The following is a 20,690-nucleotide window of genomic DNA, read 5'->3' on the forward strand; positions in this document are numbered from 1 at the left end:
TAAACTATTAAAACAATGAAAACTATATGAAAAACATTTAGTTTTTTCATTATTTTTCTTAAGGCACCTTAATATTTTTCTTAAGGCACCTTAATTATAACACAAAAATGAAAACTATATGAAAAACATTTAGTTTTTTCATTATTTTTCTTAAGGCACCTTAATTATAACAGAAAATATGATAAAAACTTAAGAAAATTCAGGACTTGATTTAATATTTAGGATACAACAAAATGTTGTATTCTTTTTTTGCAAAAGAATACCAAAGAATAAAATAAAAAACGTTGTAAAAACAACGTTTTAGAAAGATTTACAAAACAATGTAAATTATCAATGGAGCCGGTGGGAGTCGAACCCACGTCCAAACACCTGCCAACATATTTGTCTACAACCATAGGTTATGTATTAATTTAACAGTTCCTCGACACATAACTCAAGCCTAGAAACTGCGAGTCTATCAATCTCTTATCAAGCCACTAGACAAGGCTTAATCGTATCTCGCTAATAATAAGACCTGTCATTGAACACGAGCAATCCAAATCGGGTCACGCCTGCTGGTTTTTAGGCAGCTAGAGCGTAAGAAGTATTATTTTTTGCAGTTATATTTAACTGAGCGTTTACGTCGCCACACGAGTCGCAAAATATGCCTCATAATGCCTGTCGAATCCGTAACGACCCCAAAAGACAATAAAACCATTATACCTTATCTAACTCAAAAATGCAAAAAGGAAAGCAATTAACTACAAAAGATAATCTTTCAAAGATTTTGTCAAAATCTGATAACCAGCAACACTAAGGTGCAACCCATCAGTTGTATAATCTTTCTTGAGTTTGCCTGCTTGGTCTGTCAAACTATCAAAAACTGGCACAAATTCTACCTGCATATAGGCAGAAGCAAGTTCTTTATAGGCTTGATTCCATTTCTGAATTTTTTCATTTGTGCGGATATAGACTGTCTGCTTGTACTCCTCTCCCTCATTGACTGGCAAAATAGAAAGCAATTTAATCTCAGTCAATGGATAATCGCGAGCAATGGATTGAATAATAGCTTCGAGATTATTGAGAGTCTCATTCACAGGTACATATTTTCCGATATCATTTGTCCCAATCAAAAGGACAATTTTATCTACTGCTTCACCATATAGATGAGCATCCAGATTCTCTAATAACAGTCCTGTCTGATAACCTCGAATGCCTCGATTGACAATCGTTTTTGAAGTCCCAAACAGCTCCTGCAGAGGATAATATTCGACAATGGAATCCCCAATAAAAAGAATGTCTGGCTCTACAACAGAAACCTGATTTAAGTGACGATACTTGGTTTGGATTTTTTCTTGTTCCTTTAGTAACCAATTTTCTAATAACTGTACTGCCACTTCATTCTCCTTTTTCTAACCAGTTTTCCAAGATTTGATAAACTCCTCCTTGGCTATTGGCTGGCGCTAGAGCAGTAGCCACAGCTTTGGCCTTATCATCAGCATTTTCCATCGCATAGGCAATTCCAGCCATTTCAAGCATTTCAACATCATTTTCACTGTCGCCAAAAGCCATGATTTGTTGGGAGTTCAAGGCCCAACGCTTGAGTAATTCTTCCAAGCCCCATGCTTTATGAATCCCAGCTTGAAGGATATCAATGCAACCATAGCCACTCGATACAGCCCGAACACGACCATCAAAGAGGTCATTGATTTCTTCCAAAACCGAACTCAAACGTTCCTCGCCAACAACCATACTCATCTTGAGCACACCACCAAAGAGGTCAGTGGTTAATTCATCCACAAAATGCATCCGTTGGTAGAATTTTTCAATCATTTCTGGAGTCATAAAACTTTCAAGGTCTGTGAAAATCGTACCTTCTTTGACGAAACCACCCTTCATCCCCGTTACAACAAACTGATCCTGACACGCTCGACCCTCGAAATAAGCCAAGGCCTTATCGACAATGGCATCATCCCAAGTCTGATCCTGAATCAGTTCATTGTTTTCAAAAATACGAGCACCATTGGCAACAACCAGAACCACTCGATCGACCAAGTGCTCCAGTAGTTGCCTCATGCGGTGAATTTCATTGCCCGTAGCGATGACAAAACGAACGCCCCTTTGATCCAACTGATCTAAAATCTTTTCCAAGCGTGGGAGATCAAGCTGGCCTCTAGCATCCAGCAAGGTCCCATCCATATCTGTCGCAATTACTTTAATCATCATTTACTTTCCTCTGAATTCAAGCTAGTCCCACTTCAATCCCACATGTTCGTTCATTTCTTTATAGGCTGTATCAATTCGTTCCTTAGTCGCTTCATCCAACTGATCACGATGACTACCACCCTCGATAAAGTCTTCTAGGATATAGGTTTGGTAATGATATAAGGGATATCCTTCTGGTGAAAAAGTTCCCTTTGGTGTTCGATTGACCCAAGTAGGATGAGCTTTAGCTGTTTCAATAGTTGTTTTTCCATCTTTTTTCTTGACAGTTACATCCATAAGAACACCACGCTCAGTCCACTTCGCATTGTCTACACCAGTCATTGTTTCAATTCGCTGATTGGAAATAAAGTTCCCCATTGAATAGATAATGAGTTTCTTGTCTCCATCTTTTTCAACAATTTCAGATGGCTCAACTACGTGTGGATGGCCTCCAAAGATAATATCCGCTCCCCATTCAATCATCTTGTGGTACAAAGCCTTTTGCTCGTCAGTCGGTTCTATGCGATACTCAACACCCATCTGAGGCATGATAACAGTAATGTCCGCTTCCTTCTCTGCACGCTCAATTTCAGCCTTCATCTTATCTTCGTTTAGGTCTGAAAGATAGCGGTTATAATCTTCTTGAGAAATACTTTGCTCAATTCCATTAAATCCATAAGAATAAGCCAAAAGTGCAACCTTGATACCGTTCACTTCCTTGATAACGAGTGGAGCTTGATCACGTGACTCGTGCGTATAAACTCCAATAGGTGTCATTCCTGCCTTTTCAATTGCATCTGCCGTTGAAATAACTCCTTCAATTTGCGAATCTAAAATATGATTATGAGCTAGATCTAAAACATGATACCCAGCATCTTTAATAGCATCCATTACTTGACCAGGAGCATTAAATAAAGGATAGCCAGCTAGATAATGATCTTTATTAATGGTCCCTTCAAAATCACCTATAGCCAAATCTGCCTGCTTAAGCCACGGAGTTACGTATTCAAAATTCTCATGAAAATCATAGCTTCCATCTTCCTTTTTAGCTGACATATAAATAATATCATGGTAAAGTAAATCTCCATGGGCCATGATACGAGCACTTTTTTCTTCTTCCTGATCTTTAGAACTTTGATTCGTCTTATTAGCTTCTTGAGAAATGGCATCCTTTTTTTGACTAGTCAATGGAATTCCTTGGAAACTTTCAAACAACAAGACCAAGCCCATTGATAAAGCAACTGCTAGCAAGAGTATCGCCACAAATCCCTTATTACTCCACTTGCGATAACTCCTAAAAAAGTTTACAAAGCCTCTCACAAAATGAAAAACTGGTCCACGTTTATGTCTATCTTGTCTTCTTTGCATCTTCATTCTCCCTACTTTCTAATGCAAGCCTTTTCTTTTTATTATATCACAGATAAGTAATTCTTTCACAATTGAATTGAACTTCCTATCTATTTTCTATAAATCCTAAAGGTTGTAATACTTTCAATCCTTGTCATTTTGTGTTATCATGTAGAGGTAATGAAAGGAGAGAAAATGTCTGCTATAGAACGTATTACAAAAGCTGCTCACTTAATTGATATGAAAGATATTATCCGCGAGGGGAATCCGACTCTACGTGCGGTTGCTGAGGAAGTTACCTTCCCCCTATCTGACCAAGAAATCATCCTTGGCGAAAAGATGATGCAATTCCTAAAACACTCCCAAGATCCTGTCATGGCTGAAAAAATGGGGCTCCGCGGTGGTGTTGGACTCGCTGCCCCTCAATTAGATATCTCAAAACGTATTATCGCTGTTTTGGTACCAAATATTGTTGAAGAAGGCGAAACCCCACAGGAAGCTTACGACTTGCAAGCTATTATGTATAATCCAAAAATCGTCTCTCACTCTGTTCAAGACGCTGCTCTTGGCGAAGGAGAAGGTTGCCTCTCTGTCGACCGCAACGTGCCTGGCTATGTTGTTCGCCATGCCCGCGTTACTGTTGACTACTTTGACAAGGATGGAGAAAAACACCGTATCAAACTCAAAGGCTATAACTCCATCGTTGTTCAGCATGAAATTGACCACATTAACGGAATCATGTTTTACGATCGTATCAATGAAAAAGACCCATTTGAAGTTAAAGATGGTTTACTGATTCTAGAATAAAAAAAAATCCCGTTTCAAGACGGGGTTTTGTGTTATAATAGAGGCATGAAAACAAATGATATTGTCTATGGCGTCCACGCCGTTACCGAAGCCCTCCTTGCAAACACAGGGAACAAACTTTACCTCCAAGAAGATCTCCGAGGTAAGAATGTTGAAAAAGTCAAAGAACTGGCTACAGAAAAAAAAGTATCCATTTCTTGGACTTCAAAAAAATCCCTCTCTGAGATGACTGAAGGTGCTGTCCACCAAGGTTTCGTTCTACGAGTATCCGAATTTGCCTATAGCGAACTGGACCAAATCCTTGCCAAAACACGCCAAGAAGAAAATCCACTTCTATTGATTCTGGATGGGTTAACTGACCCTCATAATCTAGGTTCCATCTTGAGAACAGCTGATGCGACCAACGTTTCAGGTGTCATCATTCCCAAGCACCGTGCTGTCGGAGTTACTCCTGTCGTTGCCAAAACGGCCACAGGTGCTATTGAACACGTTCCAATTGCCCGTGTGACTAATCTGAGCCAAACTCTAGATAAACTCAAGGATGAAGGTTTCTGGACCTTTGGAACGGATATGAACGGTACTCCTTGCCACAAGTGGAATACAAAAGGGAAAATCGCCCTCATCATCGGAAATGAAGGAAAAGGCATCTCTAGCAACATTAAAAAACAAGTCGATGAAATGATTACCATTCCTATGAATGGCCATGTTCAAAGCCTTAATGCCAGTGTTGCTGCAGCTATTCTTATGTACGAAGTTTTTCGAAATAGACTATAAAAAAGTTTCCAGTCATCTGATTGGAAACTTTTTTTATGATTAACTATGTTCTGTGATAAATTTATAGGCTTCTTGACCAGCAATAGCCCCATCTCCAACCGCTGTTGTTACTTGGCGAAGGTCTTTCAAGCGAACATCTCCAACTGCAAAGATACCGTCAACTGCAGTTTTCATGTGGTTATCTGTCACAATCCAACCTGCCTGATCTTGGATATTCAATTCTTTAACAAAATCGCTAAGAGGGTCCAAACCAACATAGATAAAGACACCACCAAAGGCTTGCTCTGTCACTTGACCTGTTTTCACATTTTCAAATACGACAGATTCTACTCGGTTTTCACCTTTGATTTCCTTCACTACAGAATCCCAGATAAAGCTGATTTTCTCATTCGCAAAGGCACGGTCTTGTAATACCTTTTGGGCACGGAGTTGATCACGACGATGAACAATGGTAACAGTCTTAGCAAAACGAGTCAAGAAGAGGGCTTCTTCAACAGCTGAATCTCCGCCACCAACTACCAACAAATCTTGGTCACGGAAGAAAGCACCATCACACACGGCACAGTAAGAAACACCACGACTATTCAGTTCTTCTTCTCCAGGTACTCCCAAAGGACGGTGTTTAGAACCAGTTGCTACGATAACTGTACGTGTTTCATATGTTTGGTCAACGGTCATCACTTTCTTAAAATCACCATGGTCTTCGACATTTTCAACATAACCATAAATGTACTCAACACCAAGATTTTCAAGCGGTTCAAACATCTTTTCTGCCAATTCTGGCCCACTAATATTAGCGTATCCAGGGTAATTTTCAATATCAGATGTATTATTCATCTGACCACCTGGCAGACCACCTTCAATCAAGGCTACTTTTAGATTGCTTCGAGCAGCGTATAAGGCTGCAGTCATCCCTGCAGGTCCAGCACCGATAATAATAGTATCGTACATATAGTTTCCTTCTTTCTTGTTGTAACTATCTTTATTCTAACTCTTTCTTGTCAATCACGCAAGGATTATGCCTTGAAAACAAGAATTAAACTCATAACCGCAAAGGATAATACTGGAACAACCAAGACACCAATCATAATCATATCATAGAGATGGGCTTGGCGAGCCTTGGCTGTCTTATCAACTCCCGACATGGCTCTCAGTCCAATCCAAATCCCTAAAAAAATCAGGACGAGGATGGTGGTCAAGATCAAACTCTCGAAATATAAAGAAAATAGTTGCAGTAGCATGATTTCTCTCATTTCTATCTTTTTTAAAGAGTAAACTCAGCTAGTCCAGCTAACTGAGTTTTTCTTTATCTATTATATCAAATATAAGTCCGTTTGTAACTAGCGAAGAATTCTTTTGTTCGCTCTTCTTTAGGATGGTGGATAATCTCATCCGGTGTTCCAGACTCAATGATTTTCCCCTTATCTAGGAAGAGAATCTTATCCGCAACTTGAGCTACAAAGGACATGTCATGACTAACCAAAATCATGGTTTGACCTGACTTAGCAGCATCTGCAATAGACTTCTCTACTTCACCAACCAATTCTGGGTCAAGGGCTGAAGTTGGTTCGTCCAAGAGTAAGACATCTGGTTTCATGGCAAGAGCACGCGCCAAGGCAACCCGTTGCTTCTGTCCACCTGATAAATGTCTAGGGTAATGGTTCTCACGGTCAGAAAGCCCAACCTTAGCCAACTCTTCCTTGGCAATCTTAGTCGCTTCTTGGTCAGACAATTTCTTGACAACAACCAAGCCTTCTTTTACATTATCAAGTGCTGTTCGGCGTTCAAACAAATTAAACTGTTGGAAAACCATGGACAGCTTGCGGCGTAGGGCCAGGATTTCTTCCTGAGTGATTTTAGAAAAATCAACTGAGAAATCATCAATCTGAATTGATCCACTGTCAGGAGTTTCAAGATAATTGAGACTACGAAGAAAAGTTGATTTTCCAGCTCCTGAAGAACCAATCAAGGCTACAACTTCCCCTTTTTGAATATCTAAGTCCAGATGATCCAAGACAGTCTGTCCTGAAAAGGATTTGCTTAAATTCGAAATCTTAATCATTAACGAAGGTCTCCTTTCACATCTGTTTGCACTGTATCGGGTGCAGAAATAGCCATTTTTCTCTCGATGAAACGACCGAGGCTTTCAATTCCGATATTGACTACCCAATAAACAAGGGCAACGGAGATGAAGCGCTCAAAGTAACGATAATCAGCTCCACCCAGAATCTGAGCTTGGGCAAATACTTCCACAACACCCGCACTAAAGGCTAGGGAAGTTCCTTTGGTCAAGCCGATGAGGGAATTGATTAAGGTTGGAGTTGCCACAACGGCTGCATTTGGAATAATTACGCGACGATAAACTTGTGCTCGGGTCATACCCAGACTGCGTGCCGCCTCAATCTCACCAGGATTGACTGAGAGAATGGCTGCACGAATGGTTTCACTCGCATAAGCTGCTTCATTGAAAGCAAAGGCGACAATCGCAAAAGCAGCGGCTGGAATCGCATTGATATTGAAACCAGTTCCCCATTGCTGATTGAGAGCTTTCAAAGCCAAAGGAATTCCGTAGTAGGTCAACATGAGTTGCACCAAAATCGGTGTCCCTTTTAAGAAACTAACAAAGAAGGCCTGCAAGGGATATAAAATTTTGACACGATTGATTTTCACAATGGCAAAAAGAAGTGCCAAAACCAAGCCAAAAAGAGCACCACCAATTGTCAACATAATCGTTGTTGGAAGTTGTTGGACAATTCTCGGAATTCCATCAAAGACCGAACGCAAGCTAAAAAGCTTGCCATCCGGAATCAATTGCATCAAGTTTTGGTACCAATCTGATGCTAAAATCGTTGTAACATTCATAAAAACATCCTCTCCTGATAATGATTCATTCTACCATACTTCTGCCGTCAATGAAATTATTTGCTACGGTCAGATACAGACTTTGTCTACCTACTAGTTTATCATACTTTGAAACAGGGAGGTTATATATTTTATCTATCAAAGAGATAGATAAAAACTATTTCAATCCCAATTCTTCATAAGGTTTTCGATAACCGATTTGCTTAACAGTTCCATTTTCTACTAAAATGGGGCGTTTTAACAACATACCGTCGCTTGCTAGCAACTCAGCTGCTTCTTGGTTTGACAGACTTCCTACCTTATCTTTCAGTCCTAATTCACGGTATTTGATTCCACTGGTGTTGAAAAATTGCTTCAACTCGAAACCTGAGGTCTCTAGCCAGTTTAAAATGACTTCTTGACCAGGTGTTTCTTCCACGATGTGAACAGCTTTATAGTCTACACCGAGTTGGTTTAATTCTTGTTTTGCTTTTTTACAAGTTGAACATTTTGGGTATTCGATAAATTCTAACATGTGTTTCACTTTCTATTGTTTATATCTTTAAAATCTGCGTCTTCATGCTCCAAGAGCCAAGCTTTCTTTTCCACTCCTGCAGCATAACCTGTCAGACGCTTGCATGCTCCCAGCACACGATGACAAGGTACTAGGATAGACCAAGGATTGCGTCCTACCGCTCCGCCAATTGCTTGAGCAGAAGCCACTTGCAGATCTTGGGCTATTTGTCCATAGGTCACTGTCTGACCATAAGGAATTCTCTGTAAATAGGACCAAACTCGCTTTTCAAAATCCGTTCCGATTGGAGCCAAGGGCAAGTTGGATAAATCCTGAGACTTACCTTTAAAGTAAGCATCTAAGCAAGTAATAACTGGGTCTAAAATGGGATGACTAACAACTGCTTCTATCGTCTCATCTCCTAGTCCCCTCTCAAAATGCTTCTGCTCCTGCACCCAAATGCCATACAGATATTGCTCGTCAGCAACCAAAGACAAGGTTCCTATTGGCGAAAAGTAGAGCATTTTTACGTACTTCTTTTGCATTATTTCTTCAATTTTTGATAGGCCAAGCGTTCGCCATCAACTGGAACCTTACCAACCTGTTTAAAACCGAGTTTTTCAAAGATATGCTGCATGGCCTCGTTTGCAACATGCGTATCTGAGCGAAAATCTAGGTAATCAAATCCTTCAATCAAGCCTTCTAGGAAAGTCTGAGCAACCCCCTGTCCCTGGACATCTGCAGCCACAGCGATACGGTGAAAGACTAGGTATTCAGACTCCCTAGCTTGCCAGTTGCCTTCATAAATGGCTTCATAGGCTTCCTCTGGACTCTTGGTCACAGCAGCATAGGCTAATAGTTCTCCCTCTTCCAAGGCTACATAGGCTTGACCTGATATAATATCCTCAATAATAATATCAGCATTTGGATAACCATTTTGCCACTGGTCACTACCAGCATCCGCTAAACATTTTTTAGCATCCTTCATCACCTGCATGATGGCATCTACTTCATTTGGAAAAGCTAAACGAATCTCCATCTTTTCTCCTCATTTCTGACTAGTTTCTCCCATCATAGCATAATTTAATCCTTTTCACAAGCAGTTAAAACTTGACTTTCTGTTTTTATTATTTTATAATCTAGTTATTAAAACTAGATAAAAAGGAGTTGAAAATGAAAACTACCTTTTCCTACCCAAAATGGGCAGAAATTCCAAACATCGACCTCTATCTGGACCAGGTTTTACTCTATGTCAATCAGGTCTGCGCCCCTATCTCTCCTGATAAAGACAAGGGCCTGACAGCATCTATGGTCAACAATTATGTGAAACATGGTTACCTGACAAAGCCTGACAAGAAAAAATACCAACGCCAACAGATTGCCCGTTTGATCGCTATCACAACCCTCAAGTCTGTCTTTTCAATTCAAGAAATCGCTCAGACACTGAATACTCTCCAAAGTCAAGCCAGTTCAGATCAACTCTACGATGCTTTTGTAGACTACATGAACCAAGGAATTGATCCAGCTAATCCCATTATCCAAACCAGCTGCCAAACCGTTAAACTCTATCATCAAACTCTAGCCTTAATCCATCATACTCAAGAGAAGGTAATCCAATGAACACTAGTCTTAAACTCAGCAAACAACTCAGTTTTGGAGAGGAGATTGCTAATAGCGTGACCCATGCCGTAGGAGCAGTCATCATGCTCATCTTACTCCCCATTTCATCCACCTATAGTTATGAGGCACACGGATTTTTATCATCTATAGGCGTTTCCATTTTCGTTATTAGTCTCTTTCTCATGTTTCTATCATCCACCATTTATCACTCTATGGCCTATGGTTCAACCCATAAATATGTCTTGAGAATCATTGATCATTCGATGATTTATGTTGCTATTGCAGGCTCATACACGCCCGTCGTCTTGACCTTAATGAATAACTGGTTTGGCTATCTAATTATTGCCATCCAATGGGGAACGACCATCTTTGGTATTCTCTATAAAATCTTTGCTAAAAAAGTCAATGAGAAATTTAGCCTTGCTCTTTACCTGATTATGGGCTGGTTGGTTCTGGCTATCATTCCTGCCATTATCAGTCAAACAACGCCAATTTTCTGGAGTCTCATGGTAACTGGCGGACTTTGTTATACAGTTGGAGCTGGATTTTACGCCAAGAAAAAACCTTATTTCCACATGATTTGGCATCTCTTTATCCTAGCTGCATCTGCCCTCCAATACATTGCCATTGTTTATTACATGTAAAAAAGTTGAGAAATTCAATCTCAACTTTTTTCTTTACACATATTGATAAAGTACTGGTGCAAGCGCACATCATCAGTCAATTCTGGATGAAAAGAGGTCACTAACATATTTTTTTCTTGAGCAGCAACGATTTGATTGTCAACTGTTGCTAGAATTTCTACACCCTCTCCAACACTACTGATAATTGGACCACGGATAAAGGTCATTGGAATCTGACCGACTCCCTTACATTCTGCTTCCGTGTAGAAACTTCCTAATTGGCGCCCATAGGCATTGCGCTCAACCACCATATCCATAGTTCCTAGATGACTCTCTTCATGAGAAGTAATTTCCTTAGCCAGCAAAATTAAACCCGCACAGGTCCCAAACACTGGTAAGCCAGATAGAATGGCTTCTCGAATGGGAATCAGCATGTTCTGGTCTCGTAAGAGCTTGCCCATAGTTGTAGACTCACCACCAGGTAATATCAATCCCGACAAATCACTCTGATGTTTCTGAAAATCATCTAGATTTCTGATTTCAACACTCTCGACACCTAATTGATCTAGCACTTTTGCATGTTCTGCAAAGGCACCTTGCAAGGCCAATATTCCAATTTTCATCTATTTTCCTCGCTCTGCCATGAGAATTTGAATTTCATTTTCATTAATACCAACCATGGCTTCGCCTAGATCTTCAGAGATTTGAGCTAGGATTTGAGGATTTCGGAAATTAGTTACCGCTTTGACAATGGCACTCGCTCGTTTAACAGGATCGCCTGATTTGAAAATACCTGATCCAACAAAAACACCCTCTGCCCCTAATTGCATCATTAGCGCTGCATCTGCTGGCGTTGCAACGCCTCCAGCCGCAAAGTTTACAACAGGCAATTTTCCATGTTCATGGACGTATTGAACCAATTCTACAGGGACTTGCAAGTCCTTAGCAGCAACATAAAGTTCGTCCTCGCGTAAGTTTTGAATGCGGCGAATTTCCTGATTCATCATACGCATATGACGAACAGCTTGGACAATGTCTCCTGTCCCTGGTTCTCCTTTTGTACGAATCATAGAAGCACCTTCAGCGATACGACGCAAGGCTTCACCCAAGTCCTTAGCCCCACAGACAAAAGGAACTTGGAATTCTTTCTTATCCACATGGAAGCGGTCGTCAGCTGGAGATAAAACTTCACTCTCATCGATATAGTCAATCTCAATAGCCTCTAAAATCTGAGCTTCAACAAAGTGCCCGATTCTGACCTTGGCCATTACTGGAATGCTAACCGCTTCTTGGATTTCCTTAATCATCTTTGGATCACTCATACGGGAAACCCCACCAGCTGCACGAATATCAGCTGGAATCCGCTCCAAGGCCATCACAGCGGCCGCACCAGCAGCTTCTGCAATACGAGCCTGTTCAGGATTCTGAACGTCCATGATTACACCGCCTTTGAGCATCTGTGCCAAGTTTTTATTTAGTTCATAACGATTTTCAGTCATTTCTTTATCCTCATTATTTGTATTGGTAGCTACCATTTCATTTTATGTTAGATTAGAATGAATCACAAGATAAAAAAACCATAATTGTATGGGTACAGATTGACTAAAAAACTATCTGACCTTAACTTAAGGCCAGATAGCTCATTCATTTTTATTTTTCAGCTGTAAGTGCAGCCATTGTGATGTAGTTGTATGGTTTGTTGAAGTGTGGCAAGAAGAATAGGTCTGTCAATGCCAATTTATCAATTGTCACATGCTCTTGGATAGCAAGTGAAAACATGTGGATTCCCATGCTGATTGCAGAATCGTGTGAAACCATTTGTGCACCAAGAATTTCACGGCTATCTTTGTCAAAGACAATCTTGATGGCAACTTCATGGTTGTCATGCTTCATGAATTCTGGTTTTTGAAGATCGTTAAAGCCTGTTTCAGTTGCGTTGTAACCAGCAGCTTTAGCTTTTTCAAGAGTCAAACCAGTTGAAACCATGTGAAGACCGTAGATTGAGATACCATTTGAACCTTGAACACCGATTCCTTCCAATTCATGGCCACAAGCGTTATATGCACCAACGATACCAGTACGAACAGCATTTGAAGCAAGAGCGATGTAGCTAGTGTCTTTACGAGCGTTGTCATAAACAGTCGCACAGTCACCTACTGCGTAAACGCCTGGGATAGATGTTTCTTGTTTCTTATCTACAAGGAAGGCACCGTTACGGAAGAGTTCAATCTTACCATCAGCTAGAGTAGTATTTGGACGGAAACCAACTGCAAGGATAACCATATCCACATCGAAAGTTTCTTTATCAGTAATCAAGCGTTCAACTTTACCGTCACCCTCAATTGCTTTAACAGTTTGACCAAGCGCCAAGCGAATGTTGTGATCTTCCAAGTTCTTCGCCATCATTTGTGTGAAGTCTTTATCATAGTAACCGTTCAAAACAGTATCAACGATATCAACAAGGACAACTTCTTTTCCAAGACGTTCAAAGGCTTCAGCAAGTTCAACACCGATGTAACCACCACCAACAACGGCGATACGGTCAAGGTGCTGGCTCTTGTCAGCAAGTTTATTGATAACTTCTTCAGCGTTTTGGTACAATTTAACGAATTGTACATTTTCAAGAGTTGCTTTAAATTCGCGGTTTCCTTTAACAATTTCAACACCTTCGATTGGTGGCAAGATTGGTGTAGAACCTGTAGCGAAAATCAATTTCTCGTATGATTCTTTGTGCTCTTTCCCTTCAACTTCTGCAGTAACTACTTTGTTATCATAGTCGATTGACAGAACTGGTGAATTCATGTAAACCTTAGCACCTTTAGCTTCCAATTTTTCTTTATCAGAATAGAACAAGCCTTCAGCACCATCAATTTGTTCACCAATCCAAAGGGCCATTCCACATCCTAGGAAAGAGATGTTAGAGTTTTGGTCGAATACAACAATTTCGTTCTCATTGCCAAAATTATCCAACATAGTATTAATACATGCTGTACCAGCGTGGTTAGCACCAACTACAACGATTTTACTCATAGAAAAATTCCTACCTTCAATTTTAAATTTACCCTTCTAGTATAACATTTACTGTTAGCGTTTACAAGAGTTTAGCTAATTTTCCCGATTTTTTTGTAAAAAAATGTAAATAATCTGTATTTTATCAGTCTTTCTTACAATTACTCTTTATTTTCTGAGCATATTTCTTGACAAGTTTACAAATTTTATTTGTGAAAACGCTGACTTTATGGTATGCTAGTATCATGGAAAGAAAATGTAAGGGGTTAAATTTAATATAAATTTACAATATTTCAGCCTTCTTTTCATAAAAGAAAGGAGTTGGTAGCTTGCCTCTTAGTTCACATTCTGAACGGCTAATGGGGACTACTATCACTATTTCATTAGTGGATGAGCAAGCCGATATCTTGCTCCAAAAATCCTTTGATTTGCTCAAAGAGTTAGAATATCGTTTCAATGCAAATAGTCAAGAATCGGAGTTGATGGAAATCAATTATCAAGCTGGAATAGCTCCAGTCAAAGTTCATCCTGATTTGTTTGAATTGATTTCACTTGGATTAGAGCATAGCCTAGCGCCCTCTAGTCATCTCAACATCAGCATTGGTCCCTTGATTCAAACCTGGCGTATCGGTTTTTCAGATGCCAAAGTGGCCCAGCCTCAAGAAATTGAATCAGTACTTCCTTTAATCAATCCTCATTCTATCGAGTTAGATTCTTCGACTTCCACTGTGTTTTTGAAACAAAAAGGAATGAAGATCGATCTTGGTTGTTTAGCCAAGGGTTATAGTGCGGATAAGGTTGCCCAATTTCTGAGAGAGGAGGGAGCGACATCTGCCTTGATCAATCTGGGAGGGAATATCCTGACTATTGGAAAAAATCAGGCAAGAGGGGATCAGCCTTGGCAAATTGGGATTCAAGACCCAGCCAATCCGAGGGGAAATCACTTAATGACCATCCCTGTTGTCAATAAATCTGTCGTGACTTCAGGCATTTATGAACGTCACCTAACAATCGATGGAAAAGATTACCATCATATTTTTGACAGTCAAACAGGATATCCTGTTGAAACGGAACTAGCTAGCCTCACCATCATCTCTGATAAATCCGTTGATGGTGAAATATGGACAACTCGTCTTTTTGGAGAAAGACCTGCTTCTATCCTCTGGCAAGTCGAAAGTTTGGAGGGCATCGAAGCTATCCTCATCGATAAAGAAGGTCACCTAAGCTGTTCTTCAGGAATTCCTACTCTATAGAAATAGATGTTTCAATGGAGTTTTAAAATCGTATTATGTAAAAAGAGAAAGGAAATCTCATGTTAAAACTTATTGCTATTGTTGGAACAAATTCAAAACGTTCTACAAACCGCCAATTGCTTCAATACATGCAAAAACACTTTGCTGAAAAAGCTGAAATTGAACTTGTTGAAATCAAGGATATCCCTGTCTTCAACAAACCAGCTGACAAGCAAGTACCTGTTGAAATTTTAGAAATTGCTGCTAAAATTGAAGAGGCAGATGGCGTTATTATCGGTACTCCTGAGTATGACCACTCTATTCCTGCAGTTTTGATGAGCGCTCTAGCTTGGTTGTCATACGGTATTTACCCACTTTTGAACAAACCAATCATGATTACAGGTGCTTCTTACGGTACGCTTGGTTCATCACGTGCCCAATTACAACTTCGCCAAATCTTGAATGCTCCAGAAATTAAAGCAAGTGTCCTTCCTGATGAATTCTTGCTTTCACACTCTCTTCAAGCCTTCAACCCAAGTGGAGACCTAGTGGATCTTGATGTTATTAAAAAATTGGATGCCACTTTTGACGACTTCCGTATCTTTGTAAAAATCACAGAAAAATTGCGCAACGCACAAGCTCTACTTCGCAAAGATGCTGAAGACTTTGACTGGGAAAATTTGTAAGATAGGAGACCAAAAAGAATGAAATTTGTTGGACTTGTAGGATCAAACTACGATCAATCATATAACCGTAAACTCTTGGAATTCATCCGTCGTCACTTCAAACTCAAATTTGAATTAGAAGTTCTCGAAATTGATGAAGTTCCAATGTTTAACCAAGACGAAAAATGGGACGAAAGCTTCCAATTGCGTCTCTTGTATAACAGAATTACGCGTGCTGATGGTGTCATTATTGCTACTCCTGAGCACAACCACACAATCTCAGCTTCTCTTAAATCTGTTCTTGAATGGCTTTCATACGAAGTTCATCCATTTGAAAACAAACCAGTCATGATTGTGGGAGCTTCTTACTACGACCAAGGTACTTCTCGTGCCCAAGTTCACCTTCGTAAGATTCTTGACGCTCCAGGTGTCAATGCCTACACACTTCCAGGAAATGAATTCCTTCTTGGTAAAGCTAAAGAAGCTTTTGATGTTAATGGAAATATCACAAATGAAGGAACTGTTAATTTCCTTGAAACATGCTTGGACAATTTTGTAAAATATGTGGGAGTCGTTTCAAAATTGAAAAAACCAAAACCAATTGAACCAGAAGATTTATATTGTACAAATTCAATTGCAACTACCATCCAAGGTGTTGACCCAGATGATCCTGAATGGGTAGAAAAAGCAGCTGAACTTGTTGGAGCTGTTTCTGGAGATACTTACGTTAAATTAGACCACGGTATCTTGACAGTTAACCAACTTGACATGTTCTTGAAAGCAATGCCATTTGAATTGACATTTGCAGATGATAATAATCAATTCTTGTACTTTAATAACGCACACCAAGACCCAGATACAATGTTTGGTAAACGTGTCCGTGCTCAATCAGGAAATAGATTAGGAACAGTACACGGTACATTGCCAGATTCTAGAATGAAAAACGTTGAATGGGTTGTCGGCGTATTGCGTAACGGGGATCAAGAATATGTCCGTACAATTGTGCCAGGAACACCTGAAGGTGTTATTAATACCCATAATTACCAAGCAATGTACTACCCAGATGGTTCATATGCTGGAATTAATGAGATTATCTTTAATTTCCAACCATGGCTTGATTGGTACCTCAATACAACTGGTCAACGTCTAGTCGGTGGAAATGCTGCAGCTCCTGCTGGCGGACATGGTCACGGCGATGCAGATGCTACATCTGGAGCTTCTGATTCAGGTGATGCCGGTGGTCACGGTGGTGGCGCTGACGCTACATCTGGAGCAAGTAACTAATCATTTTAGGAACCATCTTGGTTCCTTTTTTAGCAAAAAAAAGACTAGCAGTTTTTGTCTGCTAGTCTTTTACTTATTATTTCATCTATCTTTGTTAAAAGAAAGAACACTTATTATGAGTTTGGATCATCGAGACTACGACCATGTAAACCTTTTTCACGTTGGACTTGGCGTAGTTTTTCTGGTGTAACATCGTTTCCTTCTTCGTCCACAATTTTGATTCCCTCAATGTGGTGACGAACAGAGCGACGATAACCTTCGATGTACTCCTCACGTAGTTTGGCTTGTTCTACTTTTTCTTCTGGGGTCAAGCCTTCTGTTTTTTTCTTTTTGGCAAGCTCGTTAATACGATCAATTTTTTTAGGATTCATATTTCTCTCCTTTATGATAAGATTTAATCCGTTTAACAGATTTTTATTTAGTGTTAATTTGGTTAAAACGAGCAAGTTTAGCTGCTTTTTGAGTTAAATGAGACAAGATAGCCAAGCGATTTTGACGGACAGCCTGATCTTCGGCCATAACCATAGTATTTTCAAAGAAAGCATCAATAACTGAACTAAGCGCAAAGAGCTGTTTCAATTGCTGACTGGCAGTACCTGATAAAACAAGTGTATTTACTGCTTCCGCCAAGGCTTTTTCTTGGTCATTTTCAAAGAGAGCTGAATCAACTGTAGCAACTCCTTCTGCCTTCTCAGCCAAGTTAAAGGCACGAGAAAGTGATTCAACAGATGGTTTGAAATCTTCTTCCTTACTTGCTTCTACAAGAGCACTTGCTGCTTCCAACATATCTGCCACGACAAAGTTTGATCCTGCAAGAACAGCTTCCTTGATATCTTTTGAAGTAGACCCCATCATCTTATCAACACGAGCCTTGATAAAGTCCATAACTTCTGCTTTATTTTCATAAGTCAAGCTGTCAAATGTTAGATCATAAAGGCTATCAATCAGCTCATCCATAGCAATGTGCCAACCAAAGGCATCCAAGATACGAACCACACCTTGAGTTGCACGGCGAAGAGCATAAGGGTCATTAGAACCTGATGGAATCAAACCTACTGAGAAGAAACTCAAAATCGTATCCAATTTGTCTGCAATGGCAAGCACTGCACCGACCTTGCTCTCTGGAAGTTCTCCTTCAGCTGATGTAGGCATGTAGTGTTCACGAATAGCAGCTGCCACCGCTGGAGTTTCCCCAGCAAGAAGGGCATATTTCTCACCCATAATTCCTTGGAGCTCGTCAAATTCGCCAACCATACCTGTCAACAAGTCAAACTTGTAAATGGCTGCTGCACGGGCTAAGTCAATCGTTTCATCCGCTGACAAACCAGCTTTTTCTGCCAAGAGTACAGCAATTTGACCCGTACGAATCATGTGTTCACGAAGGGAACCAATTTTCTCATGGAAAGTCACATTGTTTAATTTTTCAACAAGATCCGAAATGACCAATTTTTGGTCTTCACGCCAGAAGAATTCACCGTCTTCCAAACGAGCTACCAAAACTTTTTCATTTCCTTTGATGACATTTTCCAAATACTCTGCGTTTCCGTTACGGACTGAAATGAAATTTGGCAAGAGTTTGCCGTTTTGATCACGAACAACAAAGTAACGTTGGTGTTCCTTCATCGAAGTCACCAAGACTTCTTCTGGAACTTCAAGGTATTTGGCATCAAAACTTCCCATAAAGGCAGTTGGGTATTCAACCAAGTTCAAGACTTCATTAAGCAAATCAGCATCAATTTCGATACGTACACCATGCTCAGTTTCGATTGCTTTGATTTGGTCAACAATCATTTGCTCACGTTCACGAGGATCCGCGATTACAAACTGCTTACGAAGGTCTTCTTCATAGCTCAAAGCTGACTGAATCTTGGTTTCTTGTCCTAAGAAACGATGGCCACGGCTCACACGCCCTCCCTTGATATCAAGGAAATCCAAATCAAACTCTTCTTCATCTAAAAGAACAGTTAAAGTGTGAACAGGGCGGATGTATTCAAAGGCATTGTTAGCCCAGTGCATGCTGACAGGGAAAGTCAAGGACTTCAAGACATCTACAACACCAGGAACAATGGCTTCAACTGCTTGACCAATTTCTTCCTTAGTGACATAGACATATTCTTCACCCTTGATTTCACGAAATTCGATATCTTCAACAGTCAATCCTTTTCCACGAACAAATCCTTGAGCTGCTTTTGTGAAGTTTCCATCACTATCCAAGGCAATTTTCTTTGCTGGACCCTTGAAATCTTCTGTCAAATCAGACTGCTTGTCTGCAAGACCAGTCACACGAACAGCCAAACGACGTGGTGTTGAGAAGGTTTGAACAGCTTCAAAAGACAGGCGGTTTTCCTTGAGGAAGGCTGCCATTTTTTCGCCTAGTTGTTTTTCACTTGGTGTGACAACATAGGCTGGTAATTCTTCAAGACCGAGTTCTACTAATAAGTTTTTTGTCATGTTTTTTCCTTTACATTTTCTTCAATCTTTTTTGATATGCACCTTAAGTACTGGGGACGTCGCTAACTAACTTTGTGAGTCTGTATGGAAATCTAATACTAAATTGATCAAGATTTCCAACAGTCTCATCAAAGTGGATTTAGCTGACTAATTTTTGAACCTAAGGTTTCAAAAATCCCCACGTAACAGTACGGCGGTGCATATCCCTCTAGCAAGTCTTCGACTTGCCTCTAACGATTTTAGAGCACAGTATTACTCACTATTCTGCGTCCTCTGCTAAGAGTTTAGCTCGTGTTGCTTCATCTAAAAGTGGGTAGCCTAGGCGTTTGCGTTCTGCGACAAAGGTTTTGGCTACAACACGGGCTAGGTTACGAATACGAGCGATATAGCCTGCGCGCTCTGTTACAGATACGGCACCACGCGCATCAAGTAGGTTAAAGGTATGTGAACATTTGAGAACATAGTCATAGGCAGGGTGCACCAATCCTTCTTCCAAAGCACGACCAGCTTCTTTTTCAAACTTATCAAAGTTTTCAAGCAACATTTCTTGATCCGAAATTTCAAATGAATATTTTGAGTGTTCGTACTCAGGCTGGATAAAGATTTCTCCGTATTTTACACCATCAGCCCATTCGATATCATAGACAGAATCCACTTCCTGAATATAAGAAGCCAAGCGCTCCAAACCATAGGTAACTTCCGCAGTCACAGGGCCAGTTGCCAATCCACCTACTTGTTGGAAGTAAGTAAACTGAGTAATTTCCATACCGTCAAGCCAAACTTCCCAACCAAGACCAGCTGAACCAGTTGATGGATTTTCCCAGTTATCCTCAACGAAACGAATATCGTGTTCCAAAGGATTGATTCCCAATTTTTCCAAAGACTCAAGGTAAAGTTCTTGAATATTTGATGGAGAAGGCTTCATGACCACTTGGAATTGGTGGTGTTGGTAAAGACGGTTAGGATTTTCCCCGTAGCGACCGTCTGCAGGACGACGTGATGGCTCTACATAAGCCGCATTCCATGGCTCAGGTCCGATGGCACGAAGGAAAGTGTAAGGACTCATGGTTCCCGCACCTTTTTCATTGTCATAAGCCTGCATGAGCATACAACCCTGGTCATTCCAAAATTGTTGCAAAGTGAGGATGATTTCCTGAAAAGTCAATTTTTTAGACATTGTTTTCTCCTTTTTCTATAAATTACTTGCGACACGAGTCTGCCTCGTGGATTATACGAGACAAGACGAGTTAGTATTGCGTCTAGCTAAGCACCCTAGTGCTGAGCATGAGGCAGTCCGACTGTAAGGAGTTCTCTGTCACTGACGCAGTGAAAGGTTTGT

At 40.3% G+C, this 20,690-nt stretch carries 23 protein-coding genes and 1 other RNA gene; 7 read left to right on the forward strand and 17 right to left on the reverse strand.

All coding sequences use genetic code 11. The features are described from left to right. Positions 1–331: 331 nt before the first annotated feature. The 4 genes from ssrA to KUA57_RS01805 all read right to left on the reverse strand — a co-directional run bounded on the left by ssrA (position 332) and on the right by KUA57_RS01805 (position 3,552). Positions 332–679: a transfer-messenger RNA gene (ssrA, locus tag KUA57_RS01790) on the reverse strand. Positions 680–740: 61 nt separating this feature from the next. Continuing rightward, entirely contained in the window at positions 741–1,376 is a 636-nt protein-coding gene (locus KUA57_RS01795) for an SGNH/GDSL hydrolase family protein (protein WP_218493556.1), read from the reverse strand. Position 1,377: 1 nt separating this feature from the next. Then, entirely contained in the window at positions 1,378–2,205 is an 828-nt protein-coding gene (locus tag KUA57_RS01800) for an HAD family hydrolase (RefSeq protein ID WP_125416661.1), read from the reverse strand. Between the two features lie 21 nt (positions 2,206–2,226). Next, complete coding sequence (locus KUA57_RS01805; RefSeq protein WP_218493557.1) at positions 2,227–3,552, reverse strand: CapA family protein; 1,326 nt, start codon at positions 3,550–3,552, stop codon at positions 2,227–2,229. Positions 3,553–3,726: 174 nt separating this feature from the next. Between KUA57_RS01805 and def the strand changes: the two genes are divergently transcribed. Continuing rightward, entirely contained in the window at positions 3,727–4,338 is a 612-nt protein-coding gene (gene def, locus KUA57_RS01810) for a peptide deformylase (protein WP_001272937.1), read from the forward strand. Positions 4,339–4,383: 45 nt separating this feature from the next. After that, the gene (gene rlmB / locus KUA57_RS01815; protein ID WP_045611907.1) at positions 4,384–5,112 is read left to right on the forward strand and encodes a 23S rRNA (guanosine(2251)-2'-O)-methyltransferase RlmB; all 729 of its coding nucleotides are present in this window, start codon (positions 4,384–4,386) and stop codon (positions 5,110–5,112) included. A 39-nt stretch (positions 5,113–5,151) separates the two neighbouring features. Here rlmB and trxB read toward each other — a convergent pair whose 3' ends face one another. The 7 genes from trxB to KUA57_RS01850 all read right to left on the reverse strand — a co-directional run bounded on the left by trxB (position 5,152) and on the right by KUA57_RS01850 (position 9,506). Next, positions 5,152–6,063, reverse strand: a complete 912-nt coding sequence (gene trxB / locus KUA57_RS01820) for a thioredoxin-disulfide reductase (protein ID WP_218493558.1) — start codon at positions 6,061–6,063, stop codon at positions 5,152–5,154. A 65-nt stretch (positions 6,064–6,128) separates the two neighbouring features. Then, complete coding sequence (locus KUA57_RS01825; protein WP_000926599.1) at positions 6,129–6,353, reverse strand: DUF4059 family protein; 225 nt, start codon at positions 6,351–6,353, stop codon at positions 6,129–6,131. 77 nt (positions 6,354–6,430) lie between these two features. Continuing rightward, complete coding sequence (locus KUA57_RS01830) at positions 6,431–7,174, reverse strand: amino acid ABC transporter ATP-binding protein (RefSeq protein ID WP_000590965.1); 744 nt, start codon at positions 7,172–7,174, stop codon at positions 6,431–6,433. Beyond that, positions 7,174–7,974 (reverse strand): amino acid ABC transporter permease, encoded by an 801-nt coding sequence (locus tag KUA57_RS01835; RefSeq protein WP_020901891.1) that lies wholly within the window; start codon positions 7,972–7,974, stop codon positions 7,174–7,176. Before KUA57_RS01835 ends, KUA57_RS01830 begins: the two co-directional genes overlap by 1 nt. Before the next feature lie 157 nt (positions 7,975–8,131). Then, positions 8,132–8,488, reverse strand: a complete 357-nt coding sequence (locus tag KUA57_RS01840) for an arsenate reductase family protein (RefSeq protein ID WP_020901892.1) — start codon at positions 8,486–8,488, stop codon at positions 8,132–8,134. Between the two features lie 5 nt (positions 8,489–8,493). Continuing rightward, a complete protein-coding gene (locus KUA57_RS01845; RefSeq protein ID WP_020901893.1) occupies positions 8,494–9,012 on the reverse strand; it encodes a methylated-DNA--[protein]-cysteine S-methyltransferase in 519 nt (172 codons plus the stop codon). After that, positions 9,012–9,506: a GNAT family N-acetyltransferase gene (locus KUA57_RS01850; RefSeq protein ID WP_218493559.1), complete on the reverse strand. Its 495-nt coding sequence runs from the start codon at positions 9,504–9,506 to the stop codon at positions 9,012–9,014. Before KUA57_RS01850 ends, KUA57_RS01845 begins: the two co-directional genes overlap by 1 nt. A 134-nt stretch (positions 9,507–9,640) precedes the next feature. On the opposite strand from KUA57_RS01850, the gene KUA57_RS01855 reads away from it, so the two are divergent. Together KUA57_RS01855 and trhA are read left to right on the forward strand one after the other, a co-directional pair. Further along, positions 9,641–10,087, forward strand: a complete 447-nt coding sequence (locus KUA57_RS01855) for a DUF1836 domain-containing protein (RefSeq protein WP_061864022.1) — start codon at positions 9,641–9,643, stop codon at positions 10,085–10,087. After that, a complete protein-coding gene (trhA, locus tag KUA57_RS01860) occupies positions 10,084–10,731 on the forward strand; it encodes a PAQR family membrane homeostasis protein TrhA (RefSeq protein WP_001097996.1) in 648 nt (215 codons plus the stop codon). Before KUA57_RS01855 ends, trhA begins: the two co-directional genes overlap by 4 nt. Positions 10,732–10,751: 20 nt before the next feature. Here trhA and pdxT read toward each other — a convergent pair whose 3' ends face one another. The 3 genes from pdxT to nox all read right to left on the reverse strand — a co-directional run bounded on the left by pdxT (position 10,752) and on the right by nox (position 13,740). Next, positions 10,752–11,333, reverse strand: coding sequence for a pyridoxal 5'-phosphate synthase glutaminase subunit PdxT (gene pdxT / locus KUA57_RS01865; protein ID WP_061864021.1), 582 nt, complete (start codon positions 11,331–11,333; stop codon positions 10,752–10,754). Next, entirely contained in the window at positions 11,334–12,209 is an 876-nt protein-coding gene (gene pdxS, locus KUA57_RS01870; RefSeq protein WP_000138517.1) for a pyridoxal 5'-phosphate synthase lyase subunit PdxS, read from the reverse strand. Positions 12,210–12,360: 151 nt separating this feature from the next. Further along, positions 12,361–13,740 (reverse strand): H2O-forming NADH oxidase, encoded by a 1,380-nt coding sequence (gene nox / locus KUA57_RS01875; protein ID WP_049492202.1) that lies wholly within the window; start codon positions 13,738–13,740, stop codon positions 12,361–12,363. Positions 13,741–14,048: 308 nt separating this feature from the next. Between nox and KUA57_RS01880 the strand changes: the two genes are divergently transcribed. From KUA57_RS01880 to KUA57_RS01890, 3 genes are read left to right on the forward strand one after another with little or no spacing between them, the layout of a single operon-like run. Continuing rightward, the gene (locus KUA57_RS01880; RefSeq protein WP_218493560.1) at positions 14,049–14,972 is read left to right on the forward strand and encodes an FAD:protein FMN transferase; all 924 of its coding nucleotides are present in this window, start codon (positions 14,049–14,051) and stop codon (positions 14,970–14,972) included. Positions 14,973–15,031: 59 nt separating this feature from the next. Further along, the gene (locus KUA57_RS01885; RefSeq protein WP_042751459.1) at positions 15,032–15,637 is read left to right on the forward strand and encodes an NADPH-dependent FMN reductase; all 606 of its coding nucleotides are present in this window, start codon (positions 15,032–15,034) and stop codon (positions 15,635–15,637) included. Positions 15,638–15,655: 18 nt separating this feature from the next. After that, positions 15,656–16,900: an NAD(P)H-dependent oxidoreductase gene (locus KUA57_RS01890; RefSeq protein ID WP_125446994.1), complete on the forward strand. Its 1,245-nt coding sequence runs from the start codon at positions 15,656–15,658 to the stop codon at positions 16,898–16,900. Positions 16,901–17,013: 113 nt separating this feature from the next. Here KUA57_RS01890 and KUA57_RS01895 read toward each other — a convergent pair whose 3' ends face one another. The 3 genes from KUA57_RS01895 to glyQ all read right to left on the reverse strand — a co-directional run bounded on the left by KUA57_RS01895 (position 17,014) and on the right by glyQ (position 20,528). Beyond that, the gene (locus KUA57_RS01895) at positions 17,014–17,271 is read right to left on the reverse strand and encodes a DUF896 family protein (RefSeq protein WP_125446992.1); all 258 of its coding nucleotides are present in this window, start codon (positions 17,269–17,271) and stop codon (positions 17,014–17,016) included. A gap of 43 nt (positions 17,272–17,314) precedes the next feature. Further along, positions 17,315–19,351: a glycine--tRNA ligase subunit beta gene (gene glyS, locus KUA57_RS01900; protein ID WP_125446990.1), complete on the reverse strand. Its 2,037-nt coding sequence runs from the start codon at positions 19,349–19,351 to the stop codon at positions 17,315–17,317. Positions 19,352–19,610: 259 nt separating this feature from the next. After that, on the reverse strand, positions 19,611–20,528 hold the full coding sequence (gene glyQ, locus KUA57_RS01905; RefSeq protein ID WP_000038733.1) for a glycine--tRNA ligase subunit alpha: 918 nt from the start codon (positions 20,526–20,528) through the stop codon (positions 19,611–19,613). Positions 20,529–20,690: the final 162 nt, after the last annotated feature.

Origin of the sequence: Streptococcus vulneris (assembly GCF_019218685.1) — a bacterium.
Classification (GTDB): Bacteria; Bacillota; Bacilli; order Lactobacillales; family Streptococcaceae; genus Streptococcus; species Streptococcus vulneris.